General features: G+C 66.0%; 22 protein-coding genes and 1 tRNA gene. 4 read left to right on the forward strand and 19 right to left on the reverse strand.

The genetic code is table 11. The annotated features are described in order from the left end of the window. Window position 1: 1 nt before the first annotated feature. From VYJ16_RS21605 to VYJ16_RS21690, 18 genes are read right to left on the reverse strand one after another with little or no spacing between them, the layout of a single operon-like run. Window positions 2–538 carry a 50S ribosomal protein L6 gene (locus VYJ16_RS21605; protein ID WP_336352479.1) on the reverse strand — a complete coding sequence of 179 codons (537 nt, stop codon included), beginning with the start codon at window positions 536–538 and terminating at the stop codon, window positions 2–4. Further along, complete coding sequence (locus VYJ16_RS21610) at window positions 539–931, reverse strand: 30S ribosomal protein S8 (protein WP_227133685.1); 393 nt, start codon at window positions 929–931, stop codon at window positions 539–541. Window positions 932–933: 2 nt separating this feature from the next. Then, window positions 934–1,116 (reverse strand): 30S ribosomal protein S14, encoded by a 183-nt coding sequence (locus tag VYJ16_RS21615; protein WP_227133684.1) that lies wholly within the window; start codon window positions 1,114–1,116, stop codon window positions 934–936. Next, window positions 1,109–1,639, reverse strand: a complete 531-nt coding sequence (locus VYJ16_RS21620; protein ID WP_379762966.1) for a 50S ribosomal protein L5 — start codon at window positions 1,637–1,639, stop codon at window positions 1,109–1,111. Before VYJ16_RS21620 ends, VYJ16_RS21615 begins: the two co-directional genes overlap by 8 nt. Continuing rightward, window positions 1,639–2,349, reverse strand: a complete 711-nt coding sequence (locus VYJ16_RS21625) for a 30S ribosomal protein S4e (RefSeq protein WP_336352390.1) — start codon at window positions 2,347–2,349, stop codon at window positions 1,639–1,641. The genes VYJ16_RS21620 and VYJ16_RS21625 overlap by 1 nt, the downstream gene beginning before the upstream one ends. Continuing rightward, a complete protein-coding gene (gene rplX / locus VYJ16_RS21630) occupies window positions 2,346–2,702 on the reverse strand; it encodes a 50S ribosomal protein L24 (RefSeq protein ID WP_323675646.1) in 357 nt (118 codons plus the stop codon). The genes VYJ16_RS21625 and rplX overlap by 4 nt, the downstream gene beginning before the upstream one ends. Further along, window positions 2,699–3,097: a 50S ribosomal protein L14 gene (locus tag VYJ16_RS21635; RefSeq protein WP_227133681.1), complete on the reverse strand. Its 399-nt coding sequence runs from the start codon at window positions 3,095–3,097 to the stop codon at window positions 2,699–2,701. The genes rplX and VYJ16_RS21635 overlap by 4 nt, the downstream gene beginning before the upstream one ends. Further along, window positions 3,097–3,432, reverse strand: a complete 336-nt coding sequence (locus VYJ16_RS21640) for a 30S ribosomal protein S17 (protein WP_227133680.1) — start codon at window positions 3,430–3,432, stop codon at window positions 3,097–3,099. Before VYJ16_RS21640 ends, VYJ16_RS21635 begins: the two co-directional genes overlap by 1 nt. Then, a complete protein-coding gene (locus VYJ16_RS21645; protein WP_336352391.1) occupies window positions 3,423–3,818 on the reverse strand; it encodes a ribonuclease P protein component 1 in 396 nt (131 codons plus the stop codon). Before VYJ16_RS21645 ends, VYJ16_RS21640 begins: the two co-directional genes overlap by 10 nt. Window positions 3,819–3,824: 6 nt before the next feature. Beyond that, complete coding sequence (rpmC, locus tag VYJ16_RS21650) at window positions 3,825–4,031, reverse strand: 50S ribosomal protein L29 (protein ID WP_336352392.1); 207 nt, start codon at window positions 4,029–4,031, stop codon at window positions 3,825–3,827. 3 nt (window positions 4,032–4,034) lie between these two features. Further along, the gene (locus VYJ16_RS21655) at window positions 4,035–4,976 is read right to left on the reverse strand and encodes a 30S ribosomal protein S3 (protein ID WP_336352393.1); all 942 of its coding nucleotides are present in this window, start codon (window positions 4,974–4,976) and stop codon (window positions 4,035–4,037) included. After that, window positions 4,976–5,437 (reverse strand): 50S ribosomal protein L22, encoded by a 462-nt coding sequence (locus VYJ16_RS21660; RefSeq protein WP_336352394.1) that lies wholly within the window; start codon window positions 5,435–5,437, stop codon window positions 4,976–4,978. Before VYJ16_RS21660 ends, VYJ16_RS21655 begins: the two co-directional genes overlap by 1 nt. Before the next feature lie 3 nt (window positions 5,438–5,440). Continuing rightward, window positions 5,441–5,872, reverse strand: a complete 432-nt coding sequence (locus VYJ16_RS21665) for a 30S ribosomal protein S19 (protein ID WP_336352395.1) — start codon at window positions 5,870–5,872, stop codon at window positions 5,441–5,443. After that, window positions 5,869–6,591 carry a 50S ribosomal protein L2 gene (locus VYJ16_RS21670; RefSeq protein WP_227133674.1) on the reverse strand — a complete coding sequence of 241 codons (723 nt, stop codon included), beginning with the start codon at window positions 6,589–6,591 and terminating at the stop codon, window positions 5,869–5,871. Before VYJ16_RS21670 ends, VYJ16_RS21665 begins: the two co-directional genes overlap by 4 nt. 2 nt (window positions 6,592–6,593) lie before the next feature. Beyond that, the gene (locus VYJ16_RS21675) at window positions 6,594–6,851 is read right to left on the reverse strand and encodes a 50S ribosomal protein L23 (RefSeq protein WP_336352396.1); all 258 of its coding nucleotides are present in this window, start codon (window positions 6,849–6,851) and stop codon (window positions 6,594–6,596) included. Further along, on the reverse strand, window positions 6,848–7,600 hold the full coding sequence (rpl4p, locus tag VYJ16_RS21680; protein ID WP_336352397.1) for a 50S ribosomal protein L4: 753 nt from the start codon (window positions 7,598–7,600) through the stop codon (window positions 6,848–6,850). The genes VYJ16_RS21675 and rpl4p overlap by 4 nt, the downstream gene beginning before the upstream one ends. A 3-nt stretch (window positions 7,601–7,603) precedes the next feature. Next, window positions 7,604–8,620 carry a 50S ribosomal protein L3 gene (locus VYJ16_RS21685; protein ID WP_336352398.1) on the reverse strand — a complete coding sequence of 339 codons (1,017 nt, stop codon included), beginning with the start codon at window positions 8,618–8,620 and terminating at the stop codon, window positions 7,604–7,606. Between the two features lie 4 nt (window positions 8,621–8,624). Continuing rightward, window positions 8,625–9,470 carry an RNA methyltransferase gene (locus tag VYJ16_RS21690; protein WP_336352399.1) on the reverse strand — a complete coding sequence of 282 codons (846 nt, stop codon included), beginning with the start codon at window positions 9,468–9,470 and terminating at the stop codon, window positions 8,625–8,627. 426 nt (window positions 9,471–9,896) lie between these two features. On the opposite strand from VYJ16_RS21690, the gene VYJ16_RS21695 reads away from it, so the two are divergent. Next, a tRNA-Gly gene (locus VYJ16_RS21695) sits at window positions 9,897–9,967 on the forward strand. A gap of 480 nt (window positions 9,968–10,447) precedes the next feature. On the opposite strand, the gene VYJ16_RS21700 is transcribed toward VYJ16_RS21695, so the two are convergent. Further along, a complete protein-coding gene (locus VYJ16_RS21700; RefSeq protein ID WP_336352400.1) occupies window positions 10,448–11,671 on the reverse strand; it encodes a hypothetical protein in 1,224 nt (407 codons plus the stop codon). Between the two features lie 297 nt (window positions 11,672–11,968). On the opposite strand from VYJ16_RS21700, the gene VYJ16_RS21705 reads away from it, so the two are divergent. The 3 genes from VYJ16_RS21705 (at window position 11,969) to mch (ending at window position 13,936) form a co-directional block, all read left to right on the forward strand. Beyond that, entirely contained in the window at window positions 11,969–12,424 is a 456-nt protein-coding gene (locus tag VYJ16_RS21705) for a universal stress protein (protein ID WP_336352401.1), read from the forward strand. A gap of 64 nt (window positions 12,425–12,488) precedes the next feature. After that, window positions 12,489–12,803 carry a thiamine-binding protein gene (locus VYJ16_RS21710; protein WP_336352402.1) on the forward strand — a complete coding sequence of 105 codons (315 nt, stop codon included), beginning with the start codon at window positions 12,489–12,491 and terminating at the stop codon, window positions 12,801–12,803. A 197-nt stretch (window positions 12,804–13,000) separates the two neighbouring features. After that, the gene (gene mch / locus VYJ16_RS21715) at window positions 13,001–13,936 is read left to right on the forward strand and encodes a methenyltetrahydromethanopterin cyclohydrolase (protein WP_336352403.1); all 936 of its coding nucleotides are present in this window, start codon (window positions 13,001–13,003) and stop codon (window positions 13,934–13,936) included. Window position 13,937 lies beyond the last annotated feature (1 nt).

The raw sequence follows: 13,937 nt of genomic DNA on the forward strand, positions 1-13,937 counted from the left end.
ATCAGGCACCTCCTTTGCGGGGTTTCTGCGTGATGTACACGCCGTCCTGGAAGACACGCGTGTCCTTCCCGGAGACCTTCGTGAGCTGCTCGATGTCCGCGGCGGTCTGCCCAACTGCCTCCTTGTCCGCACCGCTGATGGTGAGCTCCTCACCATCGACAGAGACGGTGGTGTCGCCGTGGATAGTCGTCCGTCGCGGTGCCTTCTCGCCGAGGAAGTTCTCGATCACGACCTCGCCGTTCTCGACGTCCACCTGCATCGGGAAGTGAGAGTAGAAGACCTCCATCTCGTACTCCCAGCCCTCGGTGACGCCGTGGAACATGTTCTGGACGTGACTCTCGAACGTTCCGACCGTCGCCGTCGTCTTCGCGTCGTCCGCGTCAGAGGAGATGACGACCATCTCGTCCTCGACGTCGACGGAGACGTCCGGGTACCAGAGCCGTCGTGTGACGGCTCCGTTCGGACCCTCGACCGTCAGGTCGAGATGGTCCACGTCGGCGGTTACGTCGTCCGGAATCTGTAGTTCTACTCGCATGATTCAGTACACGTACGCGATGACCTGACCGCCGATGCCCTTGTCACGAGCCTCGTAGTGACTCATGACGCCGTGACTCGTCGTCACGATGAGCGCGCCGTAGTCCCGCGCCGGAAGGAACCGCTTCTCCCAGCGCTCGAACTCGTCCGCGCCAACCGAATACCGGGGCTTGACGGGGCCACACTCGTTGATCTGGCCTTTCAATTCGATTTCGAACTCGCCGGATTTACCGTCGTCGACGTACTCGAAGCCGTCGATGTACCCGCGGTCGTAGAAGACCTCGAGTACGCTACCGATCTCGTTCGAAGCGGGCGATACCTTGTGCGTGAGATGCCCGACACTCTCGGCGTTATCGAGGCCGGAGAGCGCGTTGCTGAACGGGTCGCTTGCTGTCATTGTTATCGGTACTTCTTGAAGCCCATGTCGCGAGCGATCTCTCGGAAGCACTGTCGGCAGAGCCAGATGTCGTACTTCCCGACGAGACCCTGCTCTCGGCCGCAACGCTGGCATTCCTCCAGCTGACCGGTCCGCTTTGCGGCGTGCTCTCCAGTCTGCTCGCGCTCTTGTTCGCTTTCACTCATCGTTAACCTCCACGTCGAACGACGACTCGACGAATCGAACCGCGTCCTCGGGGTTCAGTCGGTGCTTCGACGGCAGGCTCTGCGTGCGCTTGTCGCGCTTCGCGACGCGGTAGCCCGGTCGAACGAGGTTCACGGTCACGTCCAGGCCGTAGATCCCGACGTTCGGGTCGTACTCCTGGCTCGGGAAGTCCGTGTGCTCGTCGACGCCGAAACTGAAGTTTCCAGTGTCGTCGAACTGGGACGCCTCGAGTTCCGCGATCGAGAGCGTCGTCTCGAGGAACTCGGCGGCGTCGTCACCGCGGAGCGTGACCTTCGCACCGATCGGGTCACCCTGACGGATACCGAAGTCCGGCATCGTCGACTTGGCCTTCGTCCGAACGGACTGCTGGCCGGTGACGCTCTCGATGATGTCCTCCGCGTCCGCGAGCGCACGCCCACCTTCGCCGACGCCCATGTGGACGACGACCTTCTCGATCGTGGGTTCGCGCATCTCGTGGAACTCGGCGGACTCACTCTCGCTCATCAGTCCTCACCTCCCGTGGAGGCGGTGAAGTTCTCGTCGATCACGACGACGTACTCCTCGACGGTATCGTAGGAGCCATCGTCCTGCTCGACGGTCACCGTGTTCGACCCGCTGCCGTGCGTGACGGCGATGTCCGCGACCTCGCCGATCTCGCCGGCGTGACTGCCGCGGACCGCCGTGACGAGCGCACCCTCCTCGTAGGGGAAGTGCGCGACGATCTCGTCGTTCTCGAAGTCGACGACGATCGAGTCCTTCGCGGCGTACTCGCTCGCGTCCTCGAGCTGGAGCGTCTGCCCGTCGTGGAGCGAGAGCTGCGTGTCACCACCAGTGACCTGCTGCTTGCCCGTGATCTTCCCGAGCTTCGCGTCCGCCGCATCGGCGTCGATGGGCGTGAGCGCGAGTCGACCGCCTTCGTCGGGGAAGACACGGTAGTGCTCGCCGCGCTCGGTGAACGCGATGATGTCGAACATCCCGATGGGGCGCTGCTCGTCGCTGACGGCGTCGCCGTTCACGAGCACGGACCCCTGATTCAGGGCGTAGCGAGCTTCCTTCTTCGAGTCGACGTACCCGAGGACGTCACGGAGCAGGATGACCAGCGGGACACCCTCCTCGCCGTGCGGGCCGGCGTCGGCCTTCACGGTGAACGTCTCGGTCTTGCGCTCGACTGGCCAAGACTTCGGAACCGAGAGTCGCTTCTGGTGTTTCGTCATTCGTCATCACCTCTGAGGCGTGCCTCGCGCACGTCGTCCTCGAGATCGAGGTCCGTGATGCGGAGGTTCGACGCGTCGAGGGCGCGCGGGACGTCCTCGCCGTCGGCCTTCTCGAGCGTGACGTCCTCGACGTGCACGACCGCCTCGCGGAGGTCGACGTCGAGCACTTCGCCCTCGGTGCCCGCGAAGTCGCCGCGGAGCACCTCGACCGTGTCGCCCGCGTTCACGCGAGCGCGACGACGGTCGAACTCCTCGCGGAGCTCGTCGGAGAGCGTCGAACGAACCTGCTTCTGCTTCTCGTGAAGCGACGCACGCTCGGTCTGATTTCGCTGTTTGGTTGGTTGTCGTGTCATACTATCATCGTCGCAGTGGACGCAATCGAACCGAATCGTTCGGCCACCTCGCGCGCAATCGGACCCTTGATCTCCGTCCCCTGAGGCTCCTCGTTCTCGTTCACGAGGACGGCCGCGTTGTCCTCAAACTTGACGCGAGTGCCGTCGGGACGACGGATGGGCTTGCGCTGACGGATGATGACGGCTTCCTTGACCTGACGACGCTCTTCGGGCGTCCCCTTGGTCACCGAGACCGTCACCTTGTCACCGACGCCCGCCTTCGGGTGTCGGTTCTTCGTGCCGTGGTAGCCGGCGACGCTGATGATCTTCACTTCACGAGCGCCCGTGTTGTCCGAACACGCCACGAGCGAGCCCTTCTCCAGGCCCTGCGTGACGTCGGCCTTCAGGGCTTCCATCAGGCGTCACCTCCCTCGCCGTCGAGCACTTCGACGACGACGTGAGATTTCGTTTTCGAGAGCGGTCGTGTCTCTGCGATGCGGACCGTGTCGCCTTCCGAGAGTTCCATGCACGTCGGTGCATGGGCGGGTACCCGCGAACGCCGCTTCATGTAGCGGTCGTACTTGGGGACTCGCACGTCGTACTCTCGCTCGACGACGACGGTCTTGTCCATGTCGGTGGAGGCTACCGTACCTTCGAGGGTCTGGCCGCGCACGGCAAGCGAGCCGTGGAACGGACAGTCCTCGTCAGCACAGGAGTCCTCCGGTTCTGGTACGTTCAGTCCTATCGCCATTTCGAATCACCTGCAGTTTCCGATCGGAGTGCGGGTCGTGAGAGCAACCGGTCGCCATCCACCGTAACGTAGGCCACGCCGTCGCCCGACCCGGACTGACCGGCGCGGACGCCAGCAGTATCCCGGCCGAGTTTCGACGCGGTCCCCGACCGCTTCTCGCGGTCGGCGGCTTCATCTGTGACCTGGAACTCGAACACCGCGGACTCCTTCGGCACTTGCCGCACCCGAGACTCCCCATCGCGCACGTCCTCGACGTGCAGCGTGTTCCTCGATTCGAGGACGACACGCCCCGCTATCCCGACGAGGTCGGGGTTCGCGGCATCGACGACCTCCACGAGGAGGCCGTTGAGTTCGTGTCGTGGGAGCGTCTCGGGTGTCAGTGCCATGGTCGCTTACTCGTGGTCGCCTTCTTCCGTCTGAATCGTCTTGATGCGAGCGATCGTCTTCTTCAGTTCGCTCACGCGCCCGGGGTTCTCGGGCGCACCACCGGCTGCCTGCACCGCCTTCGTGTTCAGGAGCTCGGTCTCGAGCTCCTCCAGCTCCTCTTCGCGTTCGGTGGCCGTCATGTCGCGGATCTCTTCGGTGTGGAGAATCGCCATGACTTACTCCTCCGTGTCCTCTGCTTCGTCGTCCATCTCGTCCATGAGCTCTTCGGCTTCGGCTTCGACGGCCTCGTCGAGGTCCTCGAAGTCCTCCTCGATGTCGTCGTCGGTCGGGACGTCGACGTCCTCGTCGACGACCTCCTCGTCGAGTTCGTCCTCGATGACCTCCTCGACGACGTCCTCGTCGACCGCGTCGACGGCGTCGTCGTCGGCGTCCGCGGACAGGTCGTCCTCGGCTTCCTGGACGTCCTCCTGGATCTCCGCGAGCTCCTCGTCGTCGGGTTCCTCGATGAGGTCCGCCGCCTCGTTGGCCTCGACAGCCTCGGGCGCGACCTCGTTGACGTCCATGTCGGCGTGCACGCCGAAGTCGTCGGGGAGTTCCGCACCCGGCGGGATGATCTTCACGTCGACACCGATCGTGCCGAGTTTCATCACCGCGACGCCCTGGCCGTGGTCGACGACCTCCTCAGCGGGCTCGCCGTTGTGCTTGATGTACCCGTCGTTGAACTTCTCGACGCGCGACCGCGCACCCGTGACCTTCCCGGAGAGGACGATCTCGGCGCCGAGCGCGCCAGCGTCCATGATGCGTTCGAGGGTCGTGTGACCGGCCTTCCGGAAGTACCAGCCACGCTCGAGCGCGTTCGCGAGACGGTCCGCGACGATACGCGCGTTCAGGTCGGGTTCGTCGACCTCCTGCACGTCGATCTGGGGGTCCTCGAGGTTGAATCGCTCCTCGAGCTGGGTGGTGACCTTCCGGATGTTCTTCCCACCTTTCCCGATGACCATCCCGGGCTTCTCCGCCTTGAGGACGATCTGCATGCCCATCGGCGTCGGCGCCATCTCCATGCCGCCGTAGCCGGCGCGACCGAGCTCTTCCGCGAAGAACTCGTCGATCTGGGAGCGCTGCATCCCGTCCTGGATGAATTGATGTTCGTCAGCCATTATGCTTCGACCTCCTCGACGACGATCTCGACGTCGACCTCCGGCGTGTTCCACGGCGACGCCCGCCCCATCGCGCGGGGCTTGCGGCCCTGAGACTCGCCGACCTTGTGTGCCGCACAGTGCGCGATCTCCATGGATTCACCGTCGAACCCCTGGTGGTCCGCGTTCGCGGCGACGTTCGTGAGCAGTTCCTTGAACGCCTTGCTGGCCTTCTCGGGGAAACGACCGGCGTCCCAGCCGTCGATGTCGCTACGGTGCCCGACACCGCTGTTGTGCTGCTTGAACGGCACCGAGCGGTCGCCGGCGATGACGTCGTCGAGGTACGCTTGCGCGTCCGCGACGGTCATCCCCTTGATCTCTCGCGCGATGGCCTTGCTGTGCTTGTTGCTCATGTGACGCTCCCGGAGCATGGCTTTCGCCGTCGAATCCGGATCCGCGTCGACGCTGTAACTGATTCCCATGGTTTACTTGAGTGGCACGAACTTCGAGGACCGCGTCGCCCCGATCCCGGCCTGTCCGTGCTCGACGGACGTTCGCGTGAGCTGGAACTCGCCGAGGTAGTGCCCGATCATCTCGGGCTCCACTCGAACGCGCTCGAACTCCTGGCCGTTGTAGACGGCGAACGTGAGGCCGACGAACTCCGGCAGCACGACCATGTCGCGCAGGTGCGTGCGGAGCGGGTTGTTCGCGGTTTCCTCTTCGGTCGCGTCGCGAGCCTCCTCGATGAGCTTCTGCTTCTCCACGGAGAGGCCGCGTTCGATACTTCGCCGCTGGCGAGCGGGCAGCAGTTCCGCGACGTCCTCCAGGTCGAGTTCCTGGAGTTCGTCGAGCGTGTGGCCGCGGTACGTGAACTCCTCGTCCTCGTCCCGGCCGGTTCGGTATTCCTGATTCGTCATTTGTTACCACCTCGGCCCGTGCGTCGGGAGGAGATGTCGCCGACCTTGCGGCCCGGCGGCGCGTTCCGCGACACGGACTTGGGCTGACCCGGGTGCTGGCGGCCACCGCCACCGAACGGGTGGTCGACGGCGTTCATCGCCACACCACGCACGGTCGGCCACTTGCCACCGCGGGCACGCATCTTGTGGTACTTGTTCCCCGCCTTCACGAACGGCTTCTCCGTCCGACCGCCACCGGCGACCACGCCGACCGTGGCGCGGCAGTCCGGCGACAGGCGCTTCATCTCGCCGCTGGGCAACTGGACGACCGCGGCGTCGCGGTCGTGCGTGATGAGGTCCGCGCTCGTACCCGATGCACGCGCGAACTTCCCACCGTCACCCGGCTGGCGCTCCACGTTACACACGGGAACACCCTCGGGGATCTCCGCCAGCGGCATCGTGTTGCCGGGCTTGATCTCCGAGGAGATACCAACCTGCAGTTCGTCGCCGACCGCGATCCCTTCGGGCGCGAGCACGAGACGACGGTCGCCGTCCTCGAACTCGACGGCCGCGACGGGCGCGGAGCGAGCAGGGTCGTGCTCGATGTCGACGACCTCGCCCGCGACGACGTCCGATTCCTCGAGCTTCTTGTGTGAGAGGTCAGCCTTGTAACGGTGACTGGGGGCTCGGAACGTCGAGCCACCACGACCGCGTCGCTGCCCCTGGATTCTGCGTCCCATTCTTAGAACACCCCGATGCGGGAGGCCACTTCCTGCGCGTCGTCGTCCTCGCTCAGACGAACGATCGCCTTCTTCTGGCCTTTCATCGTGATCATCGTGTTCACGTCGTCCACGTCGACCTCGAACTGCGACTCGACGGCCTCGCGGACGTCGATCTTCGAGGCTTCGTCGTGCACGACGAACTGGAGCTTGTTCTCGAAGTCCATGTCGTTCATCGCCTTCTCGGTGACGAGCGGGAACCGAATGACGTCGGCGCTCATCGCTCGTTCACCTCCGCGACGGCGGACTCCGTCCAGACGGTGAGTCGACCGGCGTGCGTGCCGGGCGCGAGGTCCTCGACGTCGACGTTCGCCGCGGTGGCGACGTCGGCACCGGCGAGGTTCCGCGCGGCCTTCGACGGGCCCGCGTCACTGGACGTGACGAACAGCACGGACTTCGGCTCCGTGTACTTCCGGCCACGGGCCTTCCCCTGGCCTGCGCGGACCGAGCGCCCCTCGTCAGCGCGCTCGACGTCCGCGTCGAGCCCGAGTGCTTCGAGGAGCGCGACGACCTCCTTGGTCTTCGCGAGGTCCTCGAACTCGTCGGACACGACGACGGGCAGGTCGAGGTCGTCGTCGAACTCGTGGCCGCGCTCGGCCACGCGCTCTGCGTCCACGGTCGCCGCGACCGCGGAACGGAACGCGAGCTTGCGTTCCTTCTTGTTGATCGACTTCCCCTGCTCTTTCTCGGCCTTCGGCGGATGCGCCTTGCGACCCCCGACAGTCTGGGGGACGCGCGCACCCTGACCGTTCGTGCGCGGCACGTGCGCCATGCCACGCCCGGAGCCGGGCGATTCCGCGGACGTCCGGAGGCCCGCGTGCGGGTCCGCTCCGTAGTCCTGCTTCGCGTTTGCCTGTGCGACGCCGACCGCTCGCTTGATGAGGTCCGGGCGGAACTGCGTCCCGAAGACCTCCGGCAGCTCGAGCGAGTCGGACTCGTCGCCGTCCAGGTCGTAGATTGTCGCGTTCATGATTTAGCCCTGGTTCGATGCTGTGGAGACGTACCGGACCTCGGGGTCGAGGCGCGGTTGCTCGTTCGGTCGGATAGCCGGGCGAAGTCGGAGCAGGCGCTGGTCGGGACCAGGCACGCTCCCCTTGACGAGCGTGTACGGACCGTCGACCTCGCCGTAGTTGACGAAGCCGCCGTCGACGTTCGCGTCGTCACCGTCACCGAGCCCGAGAATACGCTTGTTGAGCTCGGTGCGCTGGTGGTAGCCAGTTTGGCCCTGCTGGGGGACCGTCGAGCGAACGCGGCTCGGGTTCCACGGACCGAGGTTCCCGATGCGGCGCCGCCAGCCCTGGCGGGCGTGCTTGCCCTTCCGCTTCTGGACGCCCCAGCGCTTGACGGGACCCTGGGTGCCCTTGCCCTTCGTGACACCGGCGACGTCCGCGAGTTCGCCCTCGCGGAAGACGTCCGTCGTGTCGTGCGCGCCGCCGTCCTCGAGGAGTTCGAGGCCGTAGTCGACGCGGTCGTCGATGGAGCCACCGCCGATGCGGGTCTCCATGACGTCCGGCTTCTTCTTCGGGACCGACGGGACGCTACGGGGCGTCGTGTGCGTGATCGCACGGACGTCCGCGATGTCCGCCTCGTCGACGGTCGCGCGGAAGTCGTCGGCCTTCGTCTCGAAGTCGACGTCCTCCGGGACGTCGAGGACGCGGTCGAGGTCGTCGTCGACCTCGGGCGCCCAGACTTCGGTGAGCGGCTGCTTGCCGTAAGGTGTGTTCTCGTACGCTCGCAGGGCGACCGCCTTCATCGGCGGCGTCTCGATGATGGTCACGGGAACGGTCTCCTCCATCCCTTCGCGGGGGGAGTCGGACTCGTCGTTGATCATCACCACGTGCGTCATGCCGGCTTTGTAGCCGGCGAAAGCCTGCAGCGTCGGCTGTCCATCGTCCTCGGGCCACGAGTTGAATCGCGGCGTCTCGCTAGACGCGCGAACTCGTGGGCCGAATCCGAGCGAGCCTTTGCGTGGTCTGCTTGGTTGTGGCATGCTGTTACCTCGTTAGGGTGAGGCAGCCGAGTGTGGCGAACATCGCTTCTTCGGTTCGCACGACCTCGCTGCCCTGGTTCGGGATCGAATTCACCCAGAGGTCGAACCCGGGTAGGTCACCGGATTCGACGGTGTTCGAGTCCACGGCGTCGGCGTCGACGCCGAGGATTGGCGGCAGTCCTCTGTCGGGCGCTCCGAAGACGACGGTCAGTCCGTCGTCGTGGATGCGCCCGGCGAGCGTGTCCAGCCTGGACACGGAGAGTTCCTCCCCGTGTCGTGAAGCGGCGATGGTCACGCCCGCGTCCTCACGGCCGAGTGCTGCCGAAATGGTCGATTGCTCCACGTCGAACCCCGGGAGTGGGGCGTCGACGAGTCGCGCACGAACCGGTCGTCTCGAAGAGACCCTGACGGTCACGCGCTCTCCCTCAGCCACCTCCATCGCCGGAGGGACGTTGAGGGAGATCGGGTGTTGCAGTCCGCAATTGACCCGGACGCGCCCTTCAGGTCCGACCTCGGTCACGATTCCCTGTCTTAACGACTCCGAATCGTTCGATTCGGAGCCGGTCTGTGACGCCGGGAGGAGCGGCGGCAGGACACCGACGTACTCGAGTTCTGGCCGTTTTCCCCATGCCTCGCGTTTGAGGTAGGGGGGCGTTGCGGCGTATTCGAGTACGGTGCGTACGAAGTCCCCGCCTCGTTTCCGTTCGCCGTCTTCGTCGGGGAAGACGACGAGTCGGTCCGCCCGGAAGATGGTCGCCGCGCGGGCGACGTAACCGAGTTTGCGAGTTGCCTCGCGTTTGTCCTCGGCTTCCCGGGTGAGGGAGGACGGCACGAGTACGCTGGTGGTCATGCCGTGACGCTTTCTCGCCTCGTCACTAGACTGTGCCGATTGTATTCGAACGCGCCATAAAAGGGTGCCGAATTGTATTTGGGGTTGTGAGGCGCTCTCAGCCCACTAGCCGCGTGTTTCGAGTTCACAAGGTGACGCATTGGCGTGGGTTGGTTTCGCACGCAGGGTGGCTAGCCGGCCTCGCGAGGAAGGGGCGGGCGAGGCAGGCCCCAAGGGCGTGGGCGCGTGCGACCGCTCGCGTGACGACCGGTTCGGTGCCGCGGTCGCTGGCCTTCGCTCGCGCGAGCGCTCGCGCACGTAGAGAAGACATAGTCTGGAGTCTCGACCCCGGCGCCCTGTGGTGGTTCCACGTCACGAACGCGCCACGATTCGGAACCCTTATCTGTAACCCGGCCACTACGATTAGGTACGCGAAAGCGTGACCGCGCGCAGATAGTGTAGTGGTATCACGTGACCTTGCCATGGTCACAACCTGGGTTCAAATCCCAGTCTGCGCATTCTTCCGGTTTCCCAGACGACGAGCGTAGCGAGTCGTCCGAAACCGGAAGAATCGGTATCTGGGATTTGAGCAGACGAGTCGCAGCGCCGAACGCAGTGAGGCGACCGTCTCGTCGCGTTCAAATCCCGGTCTGCGCACTTCTCTCGACGACAACGCCGACGAGCACCGCATAGCGGTGCGAGTCATGCGCGTCGGCGAGTGCAGTCGAACGCTGGGATTTGAGCGGGGAGCGCGCAGCCGAGCGAACCGAGGACCGTGCGACCGAGTTCAGGTCCTGGTCTGCGCACGTTTCGTCGTCTCGGAGTCGACGAGCGTGGCGAGGCGGCTGCGTTCGTCGAGGTCGAACGAGTGGATTTCGGGGTTCGAGTGACGGGGGTCGCTCGGTGTCGTCGGTTGTGAGTGCACCTGGTTGTTCGTGGTCGGTGCGGTCGGGTGGGTGGCGCGTGGTGCTGGCGGGGTGAGGGCGTCGTGTTCGCGGTCAGTCCTCGGGTTGCGTGGTGAGGTGTTGGATGACCTCGAGCGCGTCGGTTTCGTCGATGGTGTCGGATTGGACGGTGGCGTGGATGACTTTGGCTGCGAGTTCGGTGTCTCGGAGTGGTGAGGTAGGTGCTGGGTTCGTCGTGCTGGTGGTGAGGCGTCGTTCGAGTTCGGTGACGGTGGTGGCGAGGTCGTCGACGGCGTCGGCGAGGGTCGTGTCGACGGCGTCGTCGCCGTCGTCGTGGTCGGGCGAGCGCGGTGGTCGTGTCTCCGCGAGTGCCGTTGCGACGGTTCGGTCGACGCCGGTCGTCTCGGTCGTCTGTGCTGCGTCGAGTGGTTCGGCGACCGTTTCGTCTGATGATTCCGCTGCGTCGGCGTCGTGCTCGTCGGTCGACTCGCTCGGTTCAAGCGCGTCGGTTCGGGCCGTGTCGGGGTCGTCTGGGTCGCTCGGCTCGTCGTCGGTCGGCCGGTCGTCCGTCGGTGCCGACGGCTCGTCTGCTGCTGGTTCGTTCGCACTCGCATCCTGCTCGTCCGTGCCCGCTTTCGCGTTGCGCGTGCTCCCGGAGGCGTCGTCGGTCGTCCTGGGTTCGTCGGCCGTCCCGGGCTCGTCGGTTGGGGCGTGTTCGTCGAGCTGGAGGTCGGCGACGTACGACTGGCGGTTCGCCCAGTCGAAGCCGTCGATGGCGTTGAGTTGCGTGCTGACCGTCGCCTGACTGACGTCGAACGTCGCCGCGATCTCGCTCTGGGTTGCGTCGGGACGCGCTTTGATTGCGGCGAGGTACTCGCGTTGCCGGTCGGTCAGTGACTCGACGCGGTCGGGTGTTGTCTCGTTCGCGTCCGTCCGCCCGTCGTCGCTGTCGGTCCCGTCGTCGCTGTCGGTCCCGTCGTCGCTGTCGGCCGCGTCCACATCCGCTTCCCCGTCGGACCCGTCCGCGTCGACGCCATCCTCGGACCCAACGATTGACGGTGGCGTGGTCGCGCCGGCGTCCTCGTCGGCCGCCGCGACCGTGGCCAGTCCACTCCCGTCCGATGCGGTTGCGGACGCGTCGGCGCTGCTCGCGGTCGGACTGCCAGTGCTCGCCGACGGGTCACCGTAGTCGTCGAGGACGCGTTCGACGAGCGACGGCGACGCCGCCGAGACGCGCTCCGAGAGCTCCTCGATGGACGCGTCGGGTCGCTCTTCGGCGACGTCGAGGATCTTCTTGTGGACGATCGCTTTCGGCACTGTTCTTCCCCCTCCTGCGTCGTCTTGTCCGGATTGCATCCCCCTTCTGCCGGGTCATTACACAGTCCGCCGTATAGCGTTATTGCCCAGAATATTTTCATCAGCTACGCCGACCCTGCGTGGGAAAGCCGTGCTTGTCATCGGGCTGGTCGTCGGTGCGGACGGCTTCGTCGCGGTCGGCCGGCGGGTGCCGAGTGCTCGTCACCGGTCACCCGAGGCCAACGCCACCCTGCGGGTGCGTGCCACGTTGACGCGTACTGGAAACGCTTTTCCGGAAACCCCGTGACAGGTCGGGATATGGAGAAAGCACTGGCAGTCGTTCGAATGGACACAGGTGCGACGGAAGCGCTCGTCGAGGAGGCCGTGGAGCTGTGCGAGGGCGTCGACGCGGAACTCGTGCTCCTGCACGTGATGCCCGAGGACGAGTACGAGGACCGGATGGCGACGCGCCTGGAGACGGGGAGCGGTGGCGGGACGTTCTCCATCGACGAGGCCGAACGCGAGGCGACCCACATCGCGAAGGAGGCGGGTCGACGGGTCGTCGAGGAGCACGACGTCGACGTCGAGTACCGCGGTGTGGTCGGCCGCCTCGAGCAGGACGCCATCGAGATCGCCGAGGACGAGGGCTGCGACCACATGTTCATCTCGGGACGCCGCCGGTCGCCGAGCGGGAAGGCGTTCTTCGGTGACGTCACCCAGCGCATCCTCCTGAACTTCGACGGGCTGGTCACGGTATCGCTCTACGACGAGTGACCGCTCGGTAGGTCCAGCGAGGACAGTCGACGCGCTTTCGGTCGCGCTCGCCGAACGTTCCGGTATGACGACCGTAGCGTTCCTGTCGGTGGCACCGGTCACGGAGGACAGCATGGCTGGCGAGGTCGCGAAGGCCGTCGCCGCACTCGAGGAGTTCGACGTCGCGTACGAGACGACGCCGATGGGGACGACCATCGAAGCGGACGACGCCGAGACCGTGTTCGCGGCCGCGAGCGCCGCGCACGCCGCCGTCGACGGCGACCGCGTCTCCACGTTCCTGAAGGTAGACGACAAGCGCACCGTGGACACGACCGCCCGCTCGAAAGTCGACCGCGTCGAAGAAGAACTCGGACGCGACGCCCGCTCGACCCAGGACTGACCCCTGAGCGACGCGGCTCCCACCGGTCGCCGCGCCGCTCGTTCGGCGACTCCCGTTGGTCGTCGCACCCTCCGCGCCATTCGTATCGACCGCGAGCGACGCGGCTCCCACCGGTCGCCGCGCCGCTCGTTCGGCGACTCCCGTTGGTCGTCGCCCGAACTGGCGTCTTTTATTCGTGAGGGCGCGCTAGCGGGGGTATGGAGAGTCTGAATCGGATGGCCATCGAGCTCGTCGACGAGGCCATCGACTTCGCGGAGCAGTTGCACGTTGGGGCGTTCGAACTGGAGAACGAGGCGACAGTCCTGGACTTCGGCGTGGACTTCGACGGCGGGCTGGAGGCCGGCCTCCTCCTGTCGGAGATCCAGACCGCGGGGCTGGCGACCGTCCAGAGCGAGCTCGGCGACGTCGCTGGCGCGCCGCTATCGCACGTCGAACTGACGACCGACCACCCGGCGTACGCGCTGTTGTGCTCGCAGAAGGCGGGCTGGGAGGTCAGCGTCGACGACTTCGAGGGCCTGGGGAGTGGGCCGGCGCGCGCGCTCGTCGGCGAGGAGGACGTCTTCCGGACCATCGGGTACCACGACGCGTTCGACCTGACGGCGCTCGCGGTGGAGACGGAGACGCTCCCGGACGAAGCGGTGGCGGAGCACGTCGCGGAACTGACGGAGACGAACGTCGAGAGCGTGTTCCTGCTCGCGTTCCCGACCGCGAGCATGGCGGGGAGCGTGAGCATGGCCGCACGCGCCGGCGAACTCGCGGCCTTCCGGCTCGCGGAACTCGGCTACGACCCGCTCTCGGTGCTGTCGGTGAACGCTCGCGCCCCGGTCGCGCCGGTCGCGCCGACGGAGGACGAGGCGATGGCGCGCACGAACGACGCGCTCGCGTACGGCGGCGAGGTGCACGTCGTCGTCGACCAGGGCTTCGACCGGTTCGACGAGGTCGCGAGCACCGCCGCGGACACGTACGGGAAGCCGTTCATGCAGGTGTTCGAGGAGAACGACTGGAACTTCCAGCAGATCCCGAAGGACGTGTTCGCGCCCGCGAAGGTGACGATCGACGTCCGCGGCGGCCCGACGCACGTGTTCGGGGAGACCGACGAGGAACTGCTCGCGGAGAGCTTCGACCTCTCGTAGG

Origin of the sequence: Halorubellus litoreus (assembly GCF_037081675.1) — an archaeon.
Classification (GTDB): domain Archaea; phylum Halobacteriota; class Halobacteria; order Halobacteriales; family Natrialbaceae; genus Halorubellus; species Halorubellus litoreus.

Coding starts and splice junctions, on each gene's coding strand:
- VYJ16_RS21610 (WP_227133685.1), bottom strand. CDS start 931: ATGACAGCAAGCGACCCGTTCAGCAACGCGCTCTCCGGCCTCGATAAC.
- VYJ16_RS21615 (WP_227133684.1), bottom strand. CDS start 1,116: ATGAGTGAAAGCGAACAAGAGCGCGAGCAGACTGGAGAGCACGCCGCA.
- VYJ16_RS21620 (WP_379762966.1), bottom strand. CDS start 1,639: ATGAGCGAGAGTGAGTCCGCCGAGTTCCACGAGATGCGCGAACCCACG.
- VYJ16_RS21625 (WP_336352390.1), bottom strand. CDS start 2,349: ATGACGAAACACCAGAAGCGACTCTCGGTTCCGAAGTCTTGGCCAGTC.
- rplX (WP_323675646.1), bottom strand. CDS start 2,702: ATGACACGACAACCAACCAAACAGCGAAATCAGACCGAGCGTGCGTCG.
- VYJ16_RS21635 (WP_227133681.1), bottom strand. CDS start 3,097: ATGGAAGCCCTGAAGGCCGACGTCACGCAGGGCCTGGAGAAGGGCTCG.
- VYJ16_RS21640 (WP_227133680.1), bottom strand. CDS start 3,432: ATGGCGATAGGACTGAACGTACCAGAACCGGAGGACTCCTGTGCTGAC.
- VYJ16_RS21645 (WP_336352391.1), bottom strand. CDS start 3,818: ATGGCACTGACACCCGAGACGCTCCCACGACACGAACTCAACGGCCTC.
- rpmC (WP_336352392.1), bottom strand. CDS start 4,031: ATGGCGATTCTCCACACCGAAGAGATCCGCGACATGACGGCCACCGAA.
- VYJ16_RS21655 (WP_336352393.1), bottom strand. CDS start 4,976: ATGGCTGACGAACATCAATTCATCCAGGACGGGATGCAGCGCTCCCAG.
- VYJ16_RS21660 (WP_336352394.1), bottom strand. CDS start 5,437: ATGGGAATCAGTTACAGCGTCGACGCGGATCCGGATTCGACGGCGAAA.
- VYJ16_RS21665 (WP_336352395.1), bottom strand. CDS start 5,872: ATGACGAATCAGGAATACCGAACCGGCCGGGACGAGGACGAGGAGTTC.
- VYJ16_RS21670 (WP_227133674.1), bottom strand. CDS start 6,591: ATGGGACGCAGAATCCAGGGGCAGCGACGCGGTCGTGGTGGCTCGACG.
- VYJ16_RS21675 (WP_336352396.1), bottom strand. CDS start 6,851: ATGAGCGCCGACGTCATTCGGTTCCCGCTCGTCACCGAGAAGGCGATG.
- rpl4p (WP_336352397.1), bottom strand. CDS start 7,600: ATGAACGCGACAATCTACGACCTGGACGGCGACGAGTCCGACTCGCTC.
- VYJ16_RS21685 (WP_336352398.1), bottom strand. CDS start 8,620: ATGCCACAACCAAGCAGACCACGCAAAGGCTCGCTCGGATTCGGCCCA.
- VYJ16_RS21690 (WP_336352399.1), bottom strand. CDS start 9,470: ATGACCACCAGCGTACTCGTGCCGTCCTCCCTCACCCGGGAAGCCGAG.
- VYJ16_RS21705 (WP_336352401.1), top strand. CDS start 11,969: ATGGAGAAAGCACTGGCAGTCGTTCGAATGGACACAGGTGCGACGGAA.
- VYJ16_RS21710 (WP_336352402.1), top strand. CDS start 12,489: ATGACGACCGTAGCGTTCCTGTCGGTGGCACCGGTCACGGAGGACAGC.
- mch (WP_336352403.1), top strand. CDS start 13,001: ATGGAGAGTCTGAATCGGATGGCCATCGAGCTCGTCGACGAGGCCATC.